Source organism: Amycolatopsis rubida, assembly GCF_900115345.1.
GTDB lineage: Bacteria > Actinomycetota > Actinomycetes > Mycobacteriales > Pseudonocardiaceae > Amycolatopsis > Amycolatopsis rubida.
Window position 1 is genome coordinate 75,485 of the sequence record NZ_FOWC01000006.1, and the last position, 17,047, is coordinate 92,531.

The window sequence follows — 17,047 nt, forward strand, 5'->3', positions numbered from 1 at the left end:
TCAACGGTGCTCCTTCCGGGGGGCGGCGGGAAGGTGCCCGATGCGGACGTAATGCGCCAGATACCGTTGCAGCAGCACGCGATCCGCGGCCGGGCACACCAGCCCGCCCGCCGCGACCACCACCTCGGTGTGCGAACAGTCGAAGACCGTCCGCCGGGGCGGCGACGTCCGTTCGATCATCGCCGTGATCGCGCTCAGCGCCGGGTCCGCCGTCTCGGCGGCAGCCGAGGCCAGCGCGGAGTGCCACGCCTCGAACGGAATCGCCTCGATCGGGTAGCCGAACTCGCGCAATCCGGCGACGACCTCGCCGAACCGCATCGTGCGCTGGTTGTGGAAGTGGAAATCGCAGCCGTATCCGGCGCGCCGCCGCGAAAGATGGCCGATGGCGGCGGCGACGTGGTCGACCGGAGCCATGTCCTCCTCGACGGCGAAGTCCTCCGCCGGCGCGGAGCCGAGCAGCACCAGGCAGCGCAGCAGGTTCGCGAACCGGTCGCCGAGCGGGCCGATGCCGGTCCGGCTGTGCCCGGTCACCCGGGCGGGGCGATGGACGGTCACCGGCAGGCCGCGTTCGCGCGCGGCCCTGGCCAGCCGGTCGGCGGCCCATTTGCTTTGCTCGTAGCCGCGGTCCAGCCCGGCGGGGTCGTCGGGCGGGATGTCTTCGGTGATCACCGCGTCGCGCTCCAGCGGGTAGACGCCCAGCGACGACACCAGATGCACTGGGGTGCCGCCTCGGCTGGCGAGCCGCAGCAACTCGGTGGTGCCGAGGACGTTGCCAGGTCGCAGCTGCGCGTATGGGCGCAGGAAGTTCGCTTCGCCGCCGCAATGGAAGATGACGTCGAGGTCCGCGGCGACCGCATCCAGTTCGGCCGCGGGCAAACCCAGCCGCGGGGCGCCGAGGTCGCCGGGGACGGCGATGATCCGGCGGCGGAAGCGCTCGTCCCACAGCAGGTGGTCCCGCAGCACCTGCTCGATCCGGGCGGCGCCTTCGGCGGCGCCGGCGGCCCGGACCAGGCAGCGCACCACGACGTCGCTGTGCCGCAGCAGATCGGCGAGCAGGTGCGGCCCCAGGAACCCGGACGCCCCGGTGAGCAGGGCGATCCGCGGGGCCATCGCGCGCTGGATCGCGACCTCGGCCTGCGCGGGAGTGCACCGCGTGTCGATGTCGGCGGGCAGCACGGCGTCGGCGAGCACCTCGGCGAGGCGGTCGTCCTCGCGGTAGCCGGGCGCGCGGACGGCCTCGGCGAAGGCGGCGAGAGTGCTGGCTTCGAAGAGAGTCCGCACGGGGACCTCGACGTCCAGTTCCGCGCGGACCTTCGCCATCAGCGTCCCGGCCAGCAGGGAATGCCCGCCGCGCAGGAAGAAGTCGTCGTCGCGGCCGATGCGGTCCACGTCCAGCACCGCGGCCCAGATCGCGGCCAGCCGCTGTTCCAGTTCGCCTTCGGGTTCGGCGAACGCGGACGTCGTGGTGCCGGCGGGTTCGGGCAGCGCGCGGTGGTCGACCTTGCCGTGGGCGTTCAGCGGCAACTCCGGGAGCACCGCGAAAGCGTCCGGGACCAGGTAGCCGGGCAGCGCGGCGCGGAGCGCGGAACGGACGGACAGCGGATCGACGTCGCCGGCGAGGTAGGCGACCAGCCGGTCCGCGCGGGCGGTGACCAGGACGTCCCGGACCCCGGGGTGGCGCCGGCAGGCCGCTTCGACCTCGGCCGGTTCGATGCGGTGGCCGCGGACCTTCAGCTGCCGGTCGACGCGGCCGAGGAACTCCAGCCGTCCTTCGCCGTCGAGGCGGGCGAGGTCGCCGGTGCGGTACATCCGCGCGCCGGGGGCCGGGGAGAACGGGTCCGGGACGAATTTCTCCGCGGTCGCGCCGGGCCGGTCCCGGTAGCCGCGGGCCGGGGCGTCGCCGCCGAGGCAGAGTTCGCCGGGGACACCGGGCAGCACCGCACGCAGCAGGTCGTCGACGACGTAGGCGCGGACGTGGGGGAGCGGATCGCCGATCGGCAGCTGCACCCGGCCGTCGAGTTCGTCGGCGTCGAAGGTGAGATAGCTGGTCGCGCAAACGGTTGCTTCGGTCGGGCCGTAGTGATTGTGCAGTTCGACGCGGCCGCCGGTGAGTGCTGCCCACGTCTGCGCAACGGTCGTCGGGACTGCTTCGCCGCCGACCATCATCGTCCGCAGCGGACAGTCGAACGGGGTGTCTTCCACGGCCAGTTCGGCCACCCACTTCTGCCACAGCGCGGAAGCGGTGTCCACCATGGTGATCCCGTGGTCGCGGCAGAGCCGGACGAGGCCCGGGCCGGTGAGCGACGCCGGGTCGCGCCAGGGCAGGACGGTCGCGCCGGAGACCAGCGCGGGGAAGATGTCGCCCGCAGCGGCGTCGAAGGTCAGCGGCGGGATCATCAGCACCCGTTCGCCGGGGCCGAATCCGTGCAGCTTCCGGAAGGATTCGGCCAGTTCGGCGAGCGCGCCATGGCATACGGCGACGGGTTTCGCGGCGCCGGTCGAGCCGGAGGTGTAGATGACGTAGGCCAGGTCGCCCGGTCCCAGCGGGAGTTCCGGCGCGGGACTGGCTTCCGGGAGGCGGTCGGGGTGCAGCACCGGGCCGTCGAACGGGAGGTCGTGGTCAGTGATCAGGGCGGCTGGAGCGGCGTCGGCCAGGAGCCCGGCCAGCCGCGCGGGCGGATGCCCGGGGTCGAGCGGAAGGTACGCGGCACCGGCCAGCAGGACGCCGAGCAAGCCGGTGATCGCGCCCGTTGACAGGCCGAGTGCGACGAGGTCTCCGCGCCGGACGCCGGAAGCGTGCAAGGCAGCGGTGATGCGGCGGGCTTGGGAAACCAGTTCGGCATAGGTGAGGCGGCCGTCGTCCTCGACGGCGATGGCGTCCGGAGTCCGCGCGGCCTGGCCGGTGATGAGCGTGGTGACCAGAGTGCCGTCGGAGACCACCGGCGGGGCCGGATGGCCGCCGTTGCGCAGCCGGGTCCGCTCCTCGGCGGACAGTGCGTCCACTGTGGACACGGGAGCGTCCGGGGCGGCGAGCATGGCCCGCAGCAGGTGTTCGTACTGGCCGGCGAACCGGGCGACGGTGGCGGCGTCGAACAGGTCGGTCGCGTAGTCGAGCCGTCCTTCGATGCCGTCGGGAGCGGTCGCCAGCGCGAGGGTCAGGTCGAAGCGCGCGGTGGTCACCGGGAGGTCGAGCCAGTCCGCGCGGATGCCGGGCAGTTCGAGCCCGGCTCCGGCCGAGTTGAGCACGAACATCGCCTGGAACACCGGGTTGTGGCTGAGATCGCGGGCAGGCCGCAGGTCTCGCGCCACTCGTTCCCAGGGATAGCTCTGGTGCTCCAGCGCGCCGAGGCAGGCGTCCTGCACCCGCGCGAGCACTTCGGCGACGGTCGGATCGCCGGTCAGCCGGGTCCGGACGGCGACGGTGTTGGCGAACATCCCGACGCACTGTTCGATCCCCGGCACGGTCTCGTCGCGCATCGGCATGCCGACCACCACGTCGTCCTGACCGGCATGGCGGGCCAGCAGGAGCACGTAGGCGGTCAGCAGCACGGTGTTGGCGGTGACGCCGTGCCGGTGGCAGAAGGCGGCGAGGTCGGCGGACAGGTGGAAGGAATGACCGTTGCCGCGAAAGGATTCGGCGGGCGGACGCGGTCGGTCGGCCGGCAGTTCCAGCAACGCCGGGGCGTCGTGGAGTTGTTCGCGCCAGTACCGCTCGCCCGCTTCCAGCGGTTTGGTCGCCTGCCAGGCCGCGTAATCGCCGTACCGCACGGGCGGTTCGGGCAGGGCCGGAGCGTTCGCCGGGTAGAGCGCGGACAGTTCGCGCAGCAGGACGCCGACAGACGCGGCGTCGGCGACGATGTGGTGCAGCGTCAGCACGAACAGGTGCACGTCGTCGGCAAGGGCGACCAGCAGGCCGCGCACGAGCGGGGGCCTGGCCAGGTCGAACGGGCGGGCTCGTTCATCGGCGAGCACCTGGTCCGCGGACTCCGGCGCTCCGCGGAGGTCGGCATAGGACAGTTCCGGTGCGGTTCCGGGCAGGGCCGGAATCTGTACCGGCTCGCCGCCGGATTCGGCGAACCCGGCTCGCAGCGCCTCGTGCCGCTCGACGACCGTCGCCAGCGCCCGGCGCAGCGCCTCGACGTCGAGTGGGCCGGCAAGCCGCCACGACTGGGAGATCGTGTACACGCCGTCGCGCGCGCCGAGCCGGTCCAGGAACCACAACTGCCGTTGAGCGGGCAGCAGCGGGACGGGGGCGTCGCCGGTCCGGCGGGGGATCGAGCCGGTCGCGGCGCCGAGGCCGTCGCGCGCGGCGAGCAGCCGGAACAGCTGCTCTCGCTCGGGGTGCGTCATCGATGCGCTCCTGGCGGGGAATCGGTTTGGAGCAGGGCGAGAACCTCGTCGTCGGGCAGCGCGGCGATCCGTTCCCGCAGGAGCGCGATCTCGTCGGTGACCCCGGGGCCGGACTCGGCGGCCCGCAGCGCCGCGGCGAAGGCGGCGATCGTGCGGGCGGCGAACAGCGTCCGCAGGCCGACGCCGGACTGGAAGTGCTCGCGCACCTTCGCCAGCAGCCGCGCGGCGAGCAGCGAATGGCCGCCGAGATGGAAGAAATCGTCGTGCACTCCGAGGTCTTCGACCGCCAGCACCTCCCGCCACAGCCCGGCCAGTTCCCGTTCGACGGCGTCGCGCGGGGCGACCCGGCCGGTTTCGCGGGACTCCCAGACGGGTTCCGGCAGCGCGGTCCGGTCGGTCTTGCCGTTCTTGGTCAGCGGCAACGCGGGGAGGAACACTGCGGTCTGCGGGACCAGGTACGCGGGCAGCTGGCCGGAGAGCCGGTCGCGCAGCGGTGCCCATTCGGTGTTCTCGGACACGACATAGGCGACCAGCCGCACGTCGTCCGGACCGGCCGAACGGGCCAGCACGACGGCGTCGGAGACCTGCGGATCGGCGCGCATCCGGGCTTCGATCTCGCCGGGTTCGATGCGCAGGCCGCGGATCTTCACCTGGTGGTCGCTCCGGCCGAGGAACTCCAGACTTCCGTCGGCGCGCCGTCGCGCGAGGTCGCCGGTGGCGTAGAGGCGGCTTCCGCCGGCGGCGAACGGATCCGGCACGAACCGTTCCGCGGTCAGGCCGGGACGGCCGCGGTAGCCGCGGCTGATCCCCGCGCCGCCGACGAAGATCTCGCCCGCTACGCCGGGCGGGACCGGGTTCAGCCCGGCGTCCAGCACGTGCAGCCGGGTGTTCGGCAGCGGCGGGCCGAGCGGCACCACGGGTTCCCGCGAGCTGACGGCGCCCGCGGAAACGATCATCGTCACTTCCGTGGGACCGTAAAGGTTCCAGACCCGGCCGCCGGACAGCGCGTCGACGAGTTCCCGGTCGAGCGCCTCCCCGCCGCACAGCCGTTCGCGCACGTTCGCGGGCACCCCGCCGGAGGCGAGCAGCATCCGCCAGCGCGTCGGCGTGGCCTGGAGGATCGTCGCGCCGCAGTCCGCCAGCCGCCGCGCGAGCGCGACCGGTTCGGCGCAGTCTTCGGCGCTGATCACCGCGACCGTGCCGCCGCGGATCAGCGGGATCAGCAGTTCCCGCACCGACATGTCGAACGCCAGCGTGGTGACGGACGCCCAGACGTCGTTCTCGGTCACGCCGAGCCGGTCCGCGAAACCGGTGAGCAGGTTGACCACGCCGCGGTGCGGCACGGCGACGCCCTTGGGCCGGCCGGTCGAGCCGGAGGTATAGATGAGGTAGGCGAGGTCGGCCGGGTCGTGCGCCACGTCGGGCGCGGTGTCCGGCTCGGCGTAGTCCAGGTCGACGTCCAGCACAGTCTCGAACCGGGGCAGCCGTCCGGCGTTTTCGCGGTCGACGACGGCGATCCGGACACCGGCCTCCTCGACGACATAAGCGTGCCGTTCCAGCGGCCATTCCGGATCGAGCGGGACGTACGCGCCGCCGGCCTTCCAGACCGCCAGCAGCGCCACCACCATCTCGGCGGAGCGGCGGACGCAGAGCCCCACCGGGACGTCCGGGCCGACGCCGCGGCGGCGCAGGGCGTGCGCGAGCCGGTTCGCCCGGGCGTCCAGTTCGCGGTAGGTCAGTGAACCGGCGATCGCCGTCGCTGAGCCGCGGTCCCGGACGTGCGGCGCGATCAGTTCCAGCGCGGTGGCCGCAGCGGGCAGCGGACGTGTGATGCCGTTGTCGAGGGCCGTGCGGCGTTGTGTGCTGTCGAGCAGGGAGACCGCGCCGATCTGCTGGGCCGGGTCGGCGGTGACGGAGGTCAGGAACGTGCACAGGTGCTCGGCGAAGCGGACGATGGTGGCTTCGTCGAACAGGTCGGTGCGGTACTCGACGTATCCGTGCAGGCAGTCGCCTTCGTCGCGGACGCCGAGCATCAGGTCGAGTTTCGCGGTGCCAGTGTGCGGGCCGGCGAAGTCGGTGACGGCCAGACCGGTCAGCTGCGGCAGCGCGCCGTCGCCGTGCCCGTTGAAGCCGACTTGGTAGATCGGCGAATGCCCGAGGCTGCGTTCGGGACGGACGGCCTCGACCACGCGCTCGAACGGGATCTCGGCCCCGCCGAGCGCGTCGACCAGCGCGTCGCAAACGTCGAGGAGCAGCTCCGCGAAGGACGGGTCGCCGGCGGTCGAGATCCGGACCGGGACCGTGTTGACGAAGAAGCCGATCAGCCGCTCGGTGTCGACCTGCGAGCGTTGCCCGACGACAGTGCCGACCACGACATCGTCCTGACCGCTGTACCGGGCGAGCAGCGCGTGGTAGGCGGCGAGCACAGTCATGAAAACTGTGGCTCCGGAGGTCTCCGCGAGCGCGCGGACGGCCTCGGTCAGCGCGGGCGGGAACCGGAACTCGTGGACGGTGCCTTCGGAGGTCGCGGTCGCGGGCCGCGGGCGGTCCGTCGGCAGCGTGATCAGCTCCGGCGCGCCGCGCAGCCGGTCCGCCCATTCCTGAAGCAGCTCGGCGCCTTCCGGACCGTCGAGGTGTTCTCGTTGCCACCGCACGAAATCCGGGTACTGCATCGGGAGCGGCGGCAGGTCCGGTTCGGCGCCGGACAGCTCGGCGCGGTAGCTCTCGGCCAGTTCGTCCAGCAGCAGCGCGACCGACCAGCCGTCGGCGATCGCGTGGTGCAGCGTGACGACCAGGACGTGCTGGTCCTCGGCCCGGCGCAGGAGCAGGACCCGGGCGAGCGGCCCGGCGGTCAGGTCGAACGGGGCGCGGATCTCCGCCGCGGCCTCCTGCGCGACCGAGTCTTCGCCGGCCGAGCGGACGGCGAAGGAGAAGCCGTTCTCGGTGACGACCTGCTCCGGAACGCCGTCGCTCTCCCGGAAAACCGTGCGCAGCGCGGCATGCCGCGCCGCGATCGCGGCGAAGGCGCGGCGCAGCGCCTCGACGTCGAGCGGCCCGGAAAGCCGCAGCACCGTGGGCACGTGGTAGACCGGCGAGCCGGGGTCGAGCCGGTCGAGGAACCACAGCCGTTCCTGGCCGGGCGAGCACGGGAAGACGTTCACGGCGCCCCGATTCCGGCCTGGTCAGCCTCGGTTTCGACCAGCTCGCGGGACAGCCGGTCGTGTTCCACCAGTTCGCGCAGCTGGACCGGCACCTGGTCGCCGAACAGCCGCAGGTAGGCGCGGGCCTGGTCCGGATCGGCGCGCAGGAACGGGTAGTCGGTCGGCACCATGTGCCGCACCACCAGCATCGGCACCGGGCTGCGCAGCGGGCGGAACGCGGGATTCCACAGCCCGCCCTTGTCCGGCGGGCCGTTGTGGAACTCGCCGAGCATCAGGCCGTCGGCGACGTACTCCGACTTCAGCGCGTGCTGCACGGTGTCGACCACGTCGCAGCGGTCGTCCGGCGGCGCGTCCGGGAACAGCAGCAGGATCGTGGTCAGCTGCGCGCTCGGATGCCCGCGCGGTGCGAGTTCGAGGAACCAGTCCCGGTAGCAGCGCAGGGTTTCGGCGAGCCGCGGGCCGGCGGCCGGGATGCCCGGTTCGACGGCGAGGTAGAACCGGCCGCGCTCGAGCGACGGCTGCGCGAACGGGCAGACGTTGCCGCCGCGGCCGAGGTCGGGATGCGGGCCGGACAGGTAGCCGCGGCCCCAGTCGAAGATCGCCCGCAGGTGGATCTCGTACCGCAGCAGGCGTTCGGGCAGCGCGAGCGGGTCGAGGTCGTGCCGCTCCACCAGGACGCGGCCGGGATCGGTCGGATGGATGAGCATCAGCTTCGGTCTCCAGGCGAGTGCGGTCCGGCGGCCCGCCCGCGGGCGAGCGCGCCGCCGGTCAAGGCGAGGGCGAGCGCCGCGGCACCGCCGCCCCAGGCCAGCGCGGCGTGCTGGCGCCGGGCGCGGCGCAAGGCGTCCGCGTACGGGATCGTGGTGTGCGAAACCATGGTGTAGAGCGGCATCCAGCGCTTCGGGAAGACGCGGCTGAGCACCAGATCCGCCTTCTTGCGGGCCAGGAACAGCGGCGAGGCCACCCGGGTGCGCAGCTCGTCGAAGTTCTCCTCGGAAAGGTCCGCGAGGACGTCGGTGTGCGGTTTGCGTCGCTGTTCGAAGGTGCGAAGCGCTTCGGCCCAGTCGTCGTCGGCGAGGCATTCGCGCAGTACCGCGCAGTCCTCCAGCGCCGAGTTCATGCCCTGGCCGTAGAAGGGATAGACGGCGTGCGCTGCGTCGCCGATCAGCACCACGCGGCCCTCGTGCTGCCACGGCGAACTCCGGACGGTCACCAGATGCCCGGTCGGATGCGAGAGGAACTGCTCGACGATGTCCGGGACCAGCCGCCGCACGTCGGGGAACCGGGTGTCGAACAGTGCTCGAACCGATTTCTCGGTGGTGAGGGTGGCGAAGCTCCGCTCGCCGGCCAGCGGGAGGAACACGGTCGCGGTGAGGGAACCGTTGACATGGGGATGGGCGACGATCAGCCCGTCGTCTCCCGGCCAGACGTGCAGTGCGTCCGGGCTGCTGCGTACCTCGCCGGACGGGCCCGCGGCGATCGCGAACTCCTTGTAGCCCCAGGGCAGGACGCGCTGCCGGAAGTCGGCGGGCAGGCCGCGCAGCAGCCGGGTGCGCACGGCCGAGAACGCGCCGTCCGCGCCGACCACGAGGTCCGCGGAGGCTTGGTATGGACCACTGTCGCCGGCGAAAGAGCAGACGGGTCCGGCGCTCGCCGATCCGCGGTCGAGATCGGTGAGCGTGACGCCGAAGCGGGCGCTGACGTTCGGGTACTCCAAGGCTTCGGCGAGCAGGATCCGGTTGAGGTCGTCGCGCAGCACCGAGCGCAGGATCTGGTCCTCGTGGCAGCCGTAGGGCTGGAAATCCAGCTCGCCGTCGCGCTGGTGGATCACCCGCCCGCGCATCGGAGCGGCCGCGGCCAGCACCGGGCCGAGCAGCCCGACCTGGTCCAGCGCCCGGATTCCGCGCTGGGAGAGGCCGAGGTTGATCGACCGGCCCGCGCCCGCGCCGGTCCCGCGCGGATCCGGACGGCGCTCGTGGATCTCCACCTGGTGCCCGAGCTGCGCGAAGTGGATCGCGGCGAGCGAACCGGCCAGCCCGGCCCCGGCCACCAGAACCCGTCTGGCGTTCATTCCGGCCGCCGCCGATCCGCGTGAGGGCAATTGTGCCGTCGCCGTTCGGAGCGCTTTTCCGTTGAGCGGCAATTGGCGGACGGACGCGCAATTCGGCCGATCGGAGCAGCATTGCACGCACTTCCCCGGGACTGCTCACCAGTGGTGATCCGGAAGAACTCCGGAGTAATCGCGGGCGAGGCGTATCCGTTCGGCTGCGGAAAGTGTTCGGACCATTCCGGTAACGTTTCCCCCGGGTGATCCGATCGATCGTCCGGCCTTCGTCCCGGTCGCGGTAAACGCCCAGGTCCGCTGCTGCTCACCGATCCTCCTGCGAGATTCGTGGCCTGCCCGGCACGCGGCCGAGGTTCTCCCTGTTGGCCGATAGCCCGGGGCGGGGTGCGGGCACTAGCCTGTTCCCGCTTGCCCGGCTGTTTTACCGGGTGTGTCCCGGGCATCTAATAAACCGGAAGATATCGGGTGCCAGCATCCGTAGAATTACCGCAATTCGCTGGTCGGGCGAAGGGGGAGAAGCATGGTCGAGAAGGAGTTTGTCGGAAGGTCGGCGGAACTGGCCGCGTGCCTGGACCGCCGCGCCGCGGTGACCGTGGTGGAGGGACGGCCGGGGATCGGGAAAACCCGGCTGCTGGCCGAAGTCGCCCGGCGGGCGCCGGATCCGGTGTGCGCGGTGCCCGGGGGCGCGCCGGAGTTCTCCCGCCGCCTGGCGCACGCGCTCGGCCCGGAATCGCTGGTGGTCGTGGACGACGCGCAATGGGCCGACGAAGCGTCCCTGCGGCTGTTGACGGCGCTGGTGTCGGGACCGGGGAACGACCGGCGGCTGGTGCTGTCGGTCCGCGACGGGCAGCGGCAGCCCGCACTGACCCGGCTGCTGCACTCCGAGCGCGTCCCGGCCCGGTACGTGACGCTGCCCGCGTTCACTGACGACGAGGTCGCCCGGCTGTTGCCGGGGCACGACGACGCCGAGCGGGCGCGGATCGCCGCCGCGGCCGAGCGCATCCCGCTGTACCTGTTGCTGCTGGCCGATTTGCCGCCGCACGAATGGCCGGGCCGCGGCGACGGCCCGGCGGCCGAAGACCGGCCGATGCTGCCGGCGGAACGGGTGCTGTTCGCTGAAGTGTCGGCGCTGCCGGAGCCCGAGCGGCTGGTCGCCCAGGCCGCGGCGTGCGGCGGCGCGAACCTCGACGCGGATCTGGTCCAGGCGATGACTGTGCTGCCCCGGGACGAGGTCGGCCACGCGATCGAACGGCTGCTGTGCCGGGGCGTGCTGACGGGCGGAGCCGCGGGGCTCCGGTTCCGGCACCCGCTGGTCCGTGCCGCCGCCGCGCGGCTGTCCGGACGCGGCTGGGCGGCGGGCGCGCACCATCGGGCGGCGGCCTACCTGCGCGAACTCGACGCGCCGCTCACCTTGCGCGCGGATCACCTCGAGAAGTCTTCCTACCGCCACGATCTGGTCGCGGTCGGCGAACTGGCGTCGGCGGCAGAGGAAGTGCTCGGCACCGATCCCGCGGCGTGCGCCCGCTGGCTCGGCGCGGCGGTGGCGAACCTGCCGGAACGGATGCGCGGCGGGCACGAGCACTGCCGGCTGTCCGTGCTGCGGGCCGAAGCGCTGCTGGCGTCGGGGAAACCGGCAGCGGCGCGTACGCTGCTCGTGACGCTGCCGGAGTCGCCCCGGGTGCTGGCGTTGCTTTCCCGGTGCGAGCACACGCTCGGCCGCACCCGGCGCGCGCGGTCGATCGCCGAGGCCGCGATCGCCGCTTCGGGCAAGGCTGACGCGCGGGCGCAACTTGAACTGGCACACCTGGAATTGCTGGACGGCGACACCGTCGGAGCGCAGGAGCGGCTGCGCCGGACCGCGGCCGACCCGAGCGCGGGGCCCGCTGTGCAGTCCGCGATCGCCGCGCTCGCCGCCATCGGGCTGGCCTGCGCCGGGCGGACCGCCGAGGCCCGGCACGCCCAGCAGGCCGCGGCCGACGGATTCGACCTGCTCGACGACAGCGAACTGCGTTCGGTCCTCTACACCGTGCCCGCGCTGTGCTGGGCCTCGTGCTTCCTCGACGACGACCGGCGCGCGCTCGCCCTGCTGGACCGCGCGTCGCACCTCAGTGCGCCCGGGCTGCGGCAGATTGTGCCGTTCCTGTACTCGGCGCGCGGGTATGTGCTGTGGAAGCTGGGGCACCTCGCCGAGGCCGCGGAGGCCGCCGCGGAAGCGGAAACCGCGGCGGCCCGCTTCGGCCACCACGACGTCGTGCCGATGGCCGCCGCGATCCGGCTGCGGGTGCTGCTCGCGACCGGAGACCGGTCGGCGGCCGAGCAACAGTGGCGCGCGGTCGAGAAACTGCCGCGGCCTGCTGTCGAATGGTGGCGGCGAACGGTGGAGCACATCCTCGCCGAGGCCGGTCTCGAACTCGGCATGTTCCCCGGCGCGGTCGAGCAGCCGGCGGAGCGGACGGCGAATCCGTTGCTGGTAGCCAGATTGGCGCAGGACTGCCGGGCCGCCCTCGCCGAGGGAGCGGCTGCGGAGGCGCGCCGGTGGGCGGCGGATGCGATGGAACGGGCCGCGGCCACCGGGTTGAAGAGCGACCTCGGCCTCGCGTTGCTGGCGCGCGCGACGGTGTCAGCGGCTGGCAACGACCTCGTTGCCGCGTTGACCGACGCTTCCGCGGCGGCCGTCGCGTTCGGCCGGGCGGCGATGGTGCTGCATCGCGGGCGTGCGGTGCTGCTGGTCGCGGAAGTGCTGGGAAAGCAGGGAAACTTCGACGCCGCGACCCAGCGGATCGGCGAGGCGCGGGAGGTGTTCCAGAGCGCGGGGGCCGGCGCGTTGCTGAGGGAGACGACGAAGGTGCAGCGGCGATTGGCCGGGCGGCGGAAGCTGGAGTCGCCGCCGGGCGCGCGGGCGCTTTCGCGCCGGGAACGGCAAGTGGCGGAAATGGTGGTGCGCGGGTTGACGACGAAGGAAATCGCGGCCGAGTTGTTCCTGAGCCCGCGGACAGTGGACGCGCACGTGGCTCGGGTGCTGAACAAACTCGACCTCGCCACCCGCGCCGGGATCGCCCGCCGGCTGATCGGCTGACCCGGCTTTCCCCTCGTCGCCGGACCGGGGCAGCGGTGTCCCGGGACATGGAACAAGCTGCTCTGCCCGGACGCGCGCCGCTGTACCGTCAGCCCGGACAATCGGTGGAAGTGCGCACGGAAGGGCTGTTTTCGTGGCTGCGAAGAATCGGTGCGGCAGGGACCCCGCGGCTAAGTACGCCATTCTGGACTTGGCCGGGACGCTGCTTCCCGGGCACACTTCGCGGCATTATCTGCAGGCCCTCGTCGACGACGGCTCCTGCGACCGGCGGGCGGGGCTGTCCTGCCTGGAAGCGATCGGGCAGTTCGCGGCCGCGGAAAAAGCGCCTCCCGGGCTGCTGGACGAGATCTACCGGCGGTACGCGCTCGCGATGAAAGGCGCGACGGTCGCGCAGGCCCGGTTCGCGGCGGAGAAGACCTGGCGGGCGAACCGCGGGAACCTGTTTTCCTTTGTCCCGGAACTGCTTTCGCTGCTGCGGGCGAGCGGGCACCGGATCCATCTGCTGTCCGGCGATCCCGATTTCCCGGTGCAGGAGGCGGCGATCGACCTCGGTCTGTCCGGCGGGCACGGCACCGTGGCAGAGGTGGCCGACGGCCGGTTCACCGGACGTCTGCTGTCCGCTCCCGGCGCGGCCGGGGGCAAACTCGCCTTCGTGCGCTGCCTGGCCGAAGCGGCCGGATTCGACGCGGAGAACTCCCTCGCGATCGGGAATTCCGCCTCGGACGCGGAGATTTTCGCTTCGGTAGGCAAGGCGGTGGCCTTCGAACCGGACGCGGAGCTTCGGCGGCTCGCCGCTGGCCGGCCCTGGCACGTCGTCAACCGGCGCACGATCCTGCGGGTGTGCGCGCGGCTGACCGCCCGCGCTGCAGCAGCCTGACCGGCGCTTCACGGCCGCTGCTCGGTGGACGTTTCACTGCCGCCGCCCACTGAGCTGCACTACTGCCGCCGCTGCCCGCCGGACGCTGCACTACCGCCGCTGCTCGCTGGGCGTTTCACCACCGCCGCCGCTCGCTGGACGCTTCACCACCGCCGCTGCTCGCTGGGCGCTGCGCTACCACCGCCGCCCACCGGACGCTTCACCACCGCCGCCGCCCACCGGGCGCGGCGTTGTGGCTGTCCCCGCACGGACTTCTCGGTCGTGCGGGGAAGTCTCGTCGTGCGTCAAGGCCTCGTTCCGCGCGCTGGAACATTGCTCTGCGTCCACGTTTGGTCGCTCGCCGTCTACCGAGTGCTGGTATCGTCTTCCGGCGGAGGAGCGGCATCCGCTGCTTCTCCCGCGGCCGGCACGGACGGCACCAACCCGTCGTCGTGGCCGGCCCGGTCGATCGTCGCTTCGGAACCGGCGGCGCCCGCCGATCGCGGGGCGCCGGGACCGCGGCGACGGCGGCGCTGCCCGGAGTCCGCCGACGCGCTCCGGCGGAAACGCGGGATCGCCGGGAATATTCTCGGGCCTGGCCGATGATGTGCCGGATTTCCGCGCAGGTTCTCCGACGGACGAAAAGCGGTGGAAAGCAATTGTCACGGCGTGCGACCACGACGGCGCGGGAACGCGGGACGGCGACGCAGAGTGACCGTCCGCGACCGTTTCCGGGCAAGGACCCGTCGCGCGACGAGGCGGGCGGGCCGCCGCGCTGCGCCACTGGGGCGATCTGTTTCAGTGAACGGGTGCGACCGGTTGTGCCGGACGCGTCACTGGGCAAACATGAAGGCGCGAGAGCAGGACTGTCTCGGGAAAGACGCGGGTGGCGAACGAATCGGGCGGCAGCGAGGCGCGGCGCCGCCCGCGAGCGGCGGGGCGCCGGGACCGCGCGGGGCAGCGGTCGCCGGGCCGCTCCGGGGCACGCGGGGCGGAGGTTCCCGCCGGCGCTTGCACGAGAGGGACGTTGCGGATTCGGTGGAGGTTGCGGTCGTGACTATGAGCGACGACAACGGACGGTGGGCTTGCACGAGCGTGGTGCCGCGCAGGCCGATTCCCCGGGCGCTGTCGATCCTGAGCGCTATTCGCGATTCGGGCGGGATCGAAACGCTGAGCGAGATATCGCGATCGACGCGGCTGCCGAAAAGCACGGTGCACCGGCTTCTCGCCGAGATGCAGGGATACGGAATGGTCGTGCGGGCGGGGTACCATTACCGGCACGGGGAAGCAGTGTGCCGGCTCGCCAAACCCGGTTCGACGCAGGAACTGCAACGGCTGCGAAGAGGCATTCTCCCGTCCCTGATGGACATCCACTGGCGGACCGGCTACCTGGTCGGCCTCGGCGTGGCCAGCGGGAATGTCGTCGATTTCGTGCATTTGATCTACAGCAGCGGCTACTGCTCGCTGGCCGAGCGCTTAGAAAACGATTCGCAGCTCGCCGGAAGCGCGGCGGGGCGGGTGCTGATGGCGTTCGACCCGGGTCTCGCCGCGCGCTTCGCGGTTTTCGCAGGTTACCGCGGCGAGGACGAGAACGGAGGCGGCCTTCCGGCCTGGCTGAGTGCGGAACTGCGCGAGATCAGGCAGCGCGAGGTGTCGTTCAACCCGCGCGTCCCCGGCGCACTGCTCGCCGCGGCGGTCCCGGTGTTCAACGTGACCGGCACGGCGGTGGCCGCGCTGAGCGTGGCGGCCCCGCGGCGGGTATTCAATTCGCGGGAAGCGCATTCGTCGCTGCAGGCGACCCGGATGACCGCGCAGCGCATCCTCCGCGAAACGGTGGCGGCTGATTGGCGGAGCGCGAAATCCGGCCGTCCGGTGGAATAGCGGGAGTACCCGGGGGCGGCCGGAAGGCGGAACGTTTCCCGGGGAATGGCGCAATTTCGCTGGGGTGCGCTGAGCGGCGGGGCAGGTTCGCCGACCGGCCAGCGCGTCGGGGCCAGGTGTGCCTGCTGCGGGGTAGCCGGACCGCTCCCATCGGCCTCCGGCCGGGGCAGCGGAACTGGCGAGTTCTGCCGCTCCCGGAAGGCTTTCGCCGGCTGCGGCAGCTCAGAGCGCCGCGCCTTGTCTGCTGCCCGAGAAGGCGGACCGCTGTGCCACGCGAATTTCCGCTCCGCTGATCGGAGCAGGCCGTGCCGTCGCGCGGGGTCTTCGCCTGCCCGTCGAGCGGCGGCGGGCGGGGTGCGATTGCGGAACCGGTTGCGGAGTTGACCGACGACGCGCCGTTGCATCCGGCGGTCAGCATGGCCGGTCCGCTGGACGCGGTGCCCGCCCAGCTGGCCGAGCAGGTGGAAGCGGTGGTGCGGGAGGCGGTCAGCAACGCGGTCCGGCACGCGGGGGCGTCGGCGCTGTCGGTTTCGGTCGCGGTCCGGGACGAGGTGGTGCGGATTTCGGTGACCGACGACGGGACCGGGCTGCCCGAGGACGTTTCGCCGAGCGGGCTGGGGAATCTGCGGGAACGAGCGGAGTCGGCCGGCGGGACCTTCGCACTCGAATCGCCCCCCCCGGCGGCGGGGTCCGGCTGGACTGGTCGGCGCCGCTGAGCTGAGCCCGCCCTGGGACCTTGCCGGGCTCGGGCGGCCGGGGCCGCCGCGCTGAGCTGGCTCATCTACGACCGCCTCCAGCAGTTCCTGCGAAAGGTCGCACAACGCCCGTCCGGCGGCGAGATAACCGGCCACGTGCGTGAGCCCGCGGTCCTCGGCCGCGCTGTGCGCGAGGCCCACGCCGGAGAATTCGTCGCCGTCGCCGGTCCGCAGCACGGCCCGGGCGCGGGGTGTAGTGCCCGGTCCGGTCGAACGCGACGGCCAGGGTCCACTGCCGCGGGGTCTCGGTCATGTCGGCTCCGTTCGGGTACACTGTCGCGGACCCGGCCGGGAGAGGACCGGGCCGGAAGTCCGCTGCGCGCCTTCGCATTCCGTCGCTGGAACCAGCCGCTTCTTCGTTTCGCACGCCCGGGCCGATCGTGCGCGGGCGGCGCTAGGGCCGGAGGTCACCGGCGCTCCGGCGGATGTCCGTTTCCGCGCGGCGGGACCGGTCTACTGCGGACCATAAGATTCCCGGCGGACGGCCGGTTTCCCGACTGTCCATTGCGGACCGTGCCGGGTGCGGCGGGGAAACCGGCCGGCGCAAGCGCTTCCGCCGCGGTTGCGCAGGCAGGCGATCGGCACACTGAACCTGTTCGGCCAGGTGGGCGAGCCCGCGTGCTGGCGGACATCGCGACCATCGGGATCCTCCAGGAGCGCGCGATCCGGCGCGGGGAGCTGCTGACCGAGCAGTTGCAGCACGCGCTGAAGCAGCCGGGTCGTCGTCGAACAGGCTTGCCTGTGCCGGCGGGCTGGAAATGGACGTTGCGCGCGCCTCAGCCAGGTGGCCGAGGCGGTCGGTCGCGGAGAACTGAGTCCGGAGCAGATGCTCGGCGACGCGAGCTGAGCGCTGGCGTCACCCGCCGCGGCCGGGAAACCACCCGTAATGGCCCCGCTTCGTGC

8 protein-coding genes and 1 pseudogene are annotated in these 17,047 nt (G+C 72.4%); 4 read left to right on the top strand and 5 right to left on the bottom strand.

The window, feature by feature from the left end:
• From BM362_RS23305 to BM362_RS23320, 4 genes are read right to left on the bottom strand one after another with little or no spacing between them, the layout of a single operon-like run.
• Positions 1 to 4,350 (bottom strand): non-ribosomal peptide synthetase, encoded by a 4,350-nt coding sequence (locus BM362_RS23305; protein WP_093574535.1) that lies wholly within the window; start codon positions 4,348 to 4,350, stop codon positions 1 to 3.
• Positions 4,347 to 7,511: a non-ribosomal peptide synthetase gene (locus tag BM362_RS23310; RefSeq protein WP_093574536.1), complete on the bottom strand. Its 3,165-nt coding sequence runs from the start codon at positions 7,509 to 7,511 to the stop codon at positions 4,347 to 4,349. Before BM362_RS23310 ends, BM362_RS23305 begins: the two co-directional genes overlap by 4 nt.
• The gene (locus BM362_RS23315; protein ID WP_067591902.1) at positions 7,508 to 8,218 is read right to left on the bottom strand and encodes a DUF6875 domain-containing protein; all 711 of its coding nucleotides are present in this window, start codon (positions 8,216 to 8,218) and stop codon (positions 7,508 to 7,510) included. Before BM362_RS23315 ends, BM362_RS23310 begins: the two co-directional genes overlap by 4 nt.
• A complete protein-coding gene (locus BM362_RS23320) occupies positions 8,218 to 9,582 on the bottom strand; it encodes an FAD-dependent oxidoreductase (protein WP_208865312.1) in 1,365 nt (454 codons plus the stop codon). The genes BM362_RS23315 and BM362_RS23320 overlap by 1 nt, the downstream gene beginning before the upstream one ends.
• A 514-nt stretch (positions 9,583 to 10,096) precedes the next feature.
• Here BM362_RS23320 and BM362_RS23325 point away from each other — a divergent pair.
• From BM362_RS23325 to BM362_RS23340, 4 genes are all read left to right on the top strand, one after another.
• The gene (locus tag BM362_RS23325; RefSeq protein ID WP_093574538.1) at positions 10,097 to 12,652 is read left to right on the top strand and encodes a helix-turn-helix transcriptional regulator; all 2,556 of its coding nucleotides are present in this window, start codon (positions 10,097 to 10,099) and stop codon (positions 12,650 to 12,652) included.
• A gap of 133 nt (positions 12,653 to 12,785) precedes the next feature.
• Entirely contained in the window at positions 12,786 to 13,529 is a 744-nt protein-coding gene (locus tag BM362_RS23330) for an HAD family hydrolase (protein ID WP_167545402.1), read from the top strand.
• 1,038 nt (positions 13,530 to 14,567) lie between these two features.
• Complete coding sequence (locus BM362_RS23335) at positions 14,568 to 15,389, top strand: IclR family transcriptional regulator (RefSeq protein ID WP_167545403.1); 822 nt, start codon at positions 14,568 to 14,570, stop codon at positions 15,387 to 15,389.
• Positions 15,390 to 15,769: 380 nt separating this feature from the next.
• Positions 15,770 to 16,105, top strand: a complete 336-nt coding sequence (locus tag BM362_RS23340; RefSeq protein WP_280142739.1) for a sensor histidine kinase — start codon at positions 15,770 to 15,772, stop codon at positions 16,103 to 16,105.
• A gap of 81 nt (positions 16,106 to 16,186) precedes the next feature.
• On the opposite strand, the pseudogene BM362_RS50655 reads toward BM362_RS23340, so the two are convergent.
• Positions 16,187 to 16,327: pseudogene (locus tag BM362_RS50655) on the bottom strand (dsRBD fold-containing protein); the annotation flags it as partial.
• Positions 16,328 to 17,047: the final 720 nt, after the last annotated feature.

Bases quoted from the DNA above. Each gene is read 5' to 3' on its own strand.
- BM362_RS23305 (WP_093574535.1), bottom strand. From the start codon at position 4,350: ATGACGCACCCCGAGCGAGAGCAGCTGTTCCGGCTGCTCGCCGCGCGC.
- BM362_RS23315 (WP_067591902.1), bottom strand. From the start codon at position 8,218: ATGCTCATCCATCCGACCGATCCCGGCCGCGTCCTGGTGGAGCGGCAC.
- BM362_RS23320 (WP_208865312.1), bottom strand. From the start codon at position 9,582: ATGAACGCCAGACGGGTTCTGGTGGCCGGGGCCGGGCTGGCCGGTTCG.
- BM362_RS23325 (WP_093574538.1), top strand. From the start codon at position 10,097: ATGGTCGAGAAGGAGTTTGTCGGAAGGTCGGCGGAACTGGCCGCGTGC.
- BM362_RS23335 (WP_167545403.1), top strand. From the start codon at position 14,568: ATGAGCGACGACAACGGACGGTGGGCTTGCACGAGCGTGGTGCCGCGC.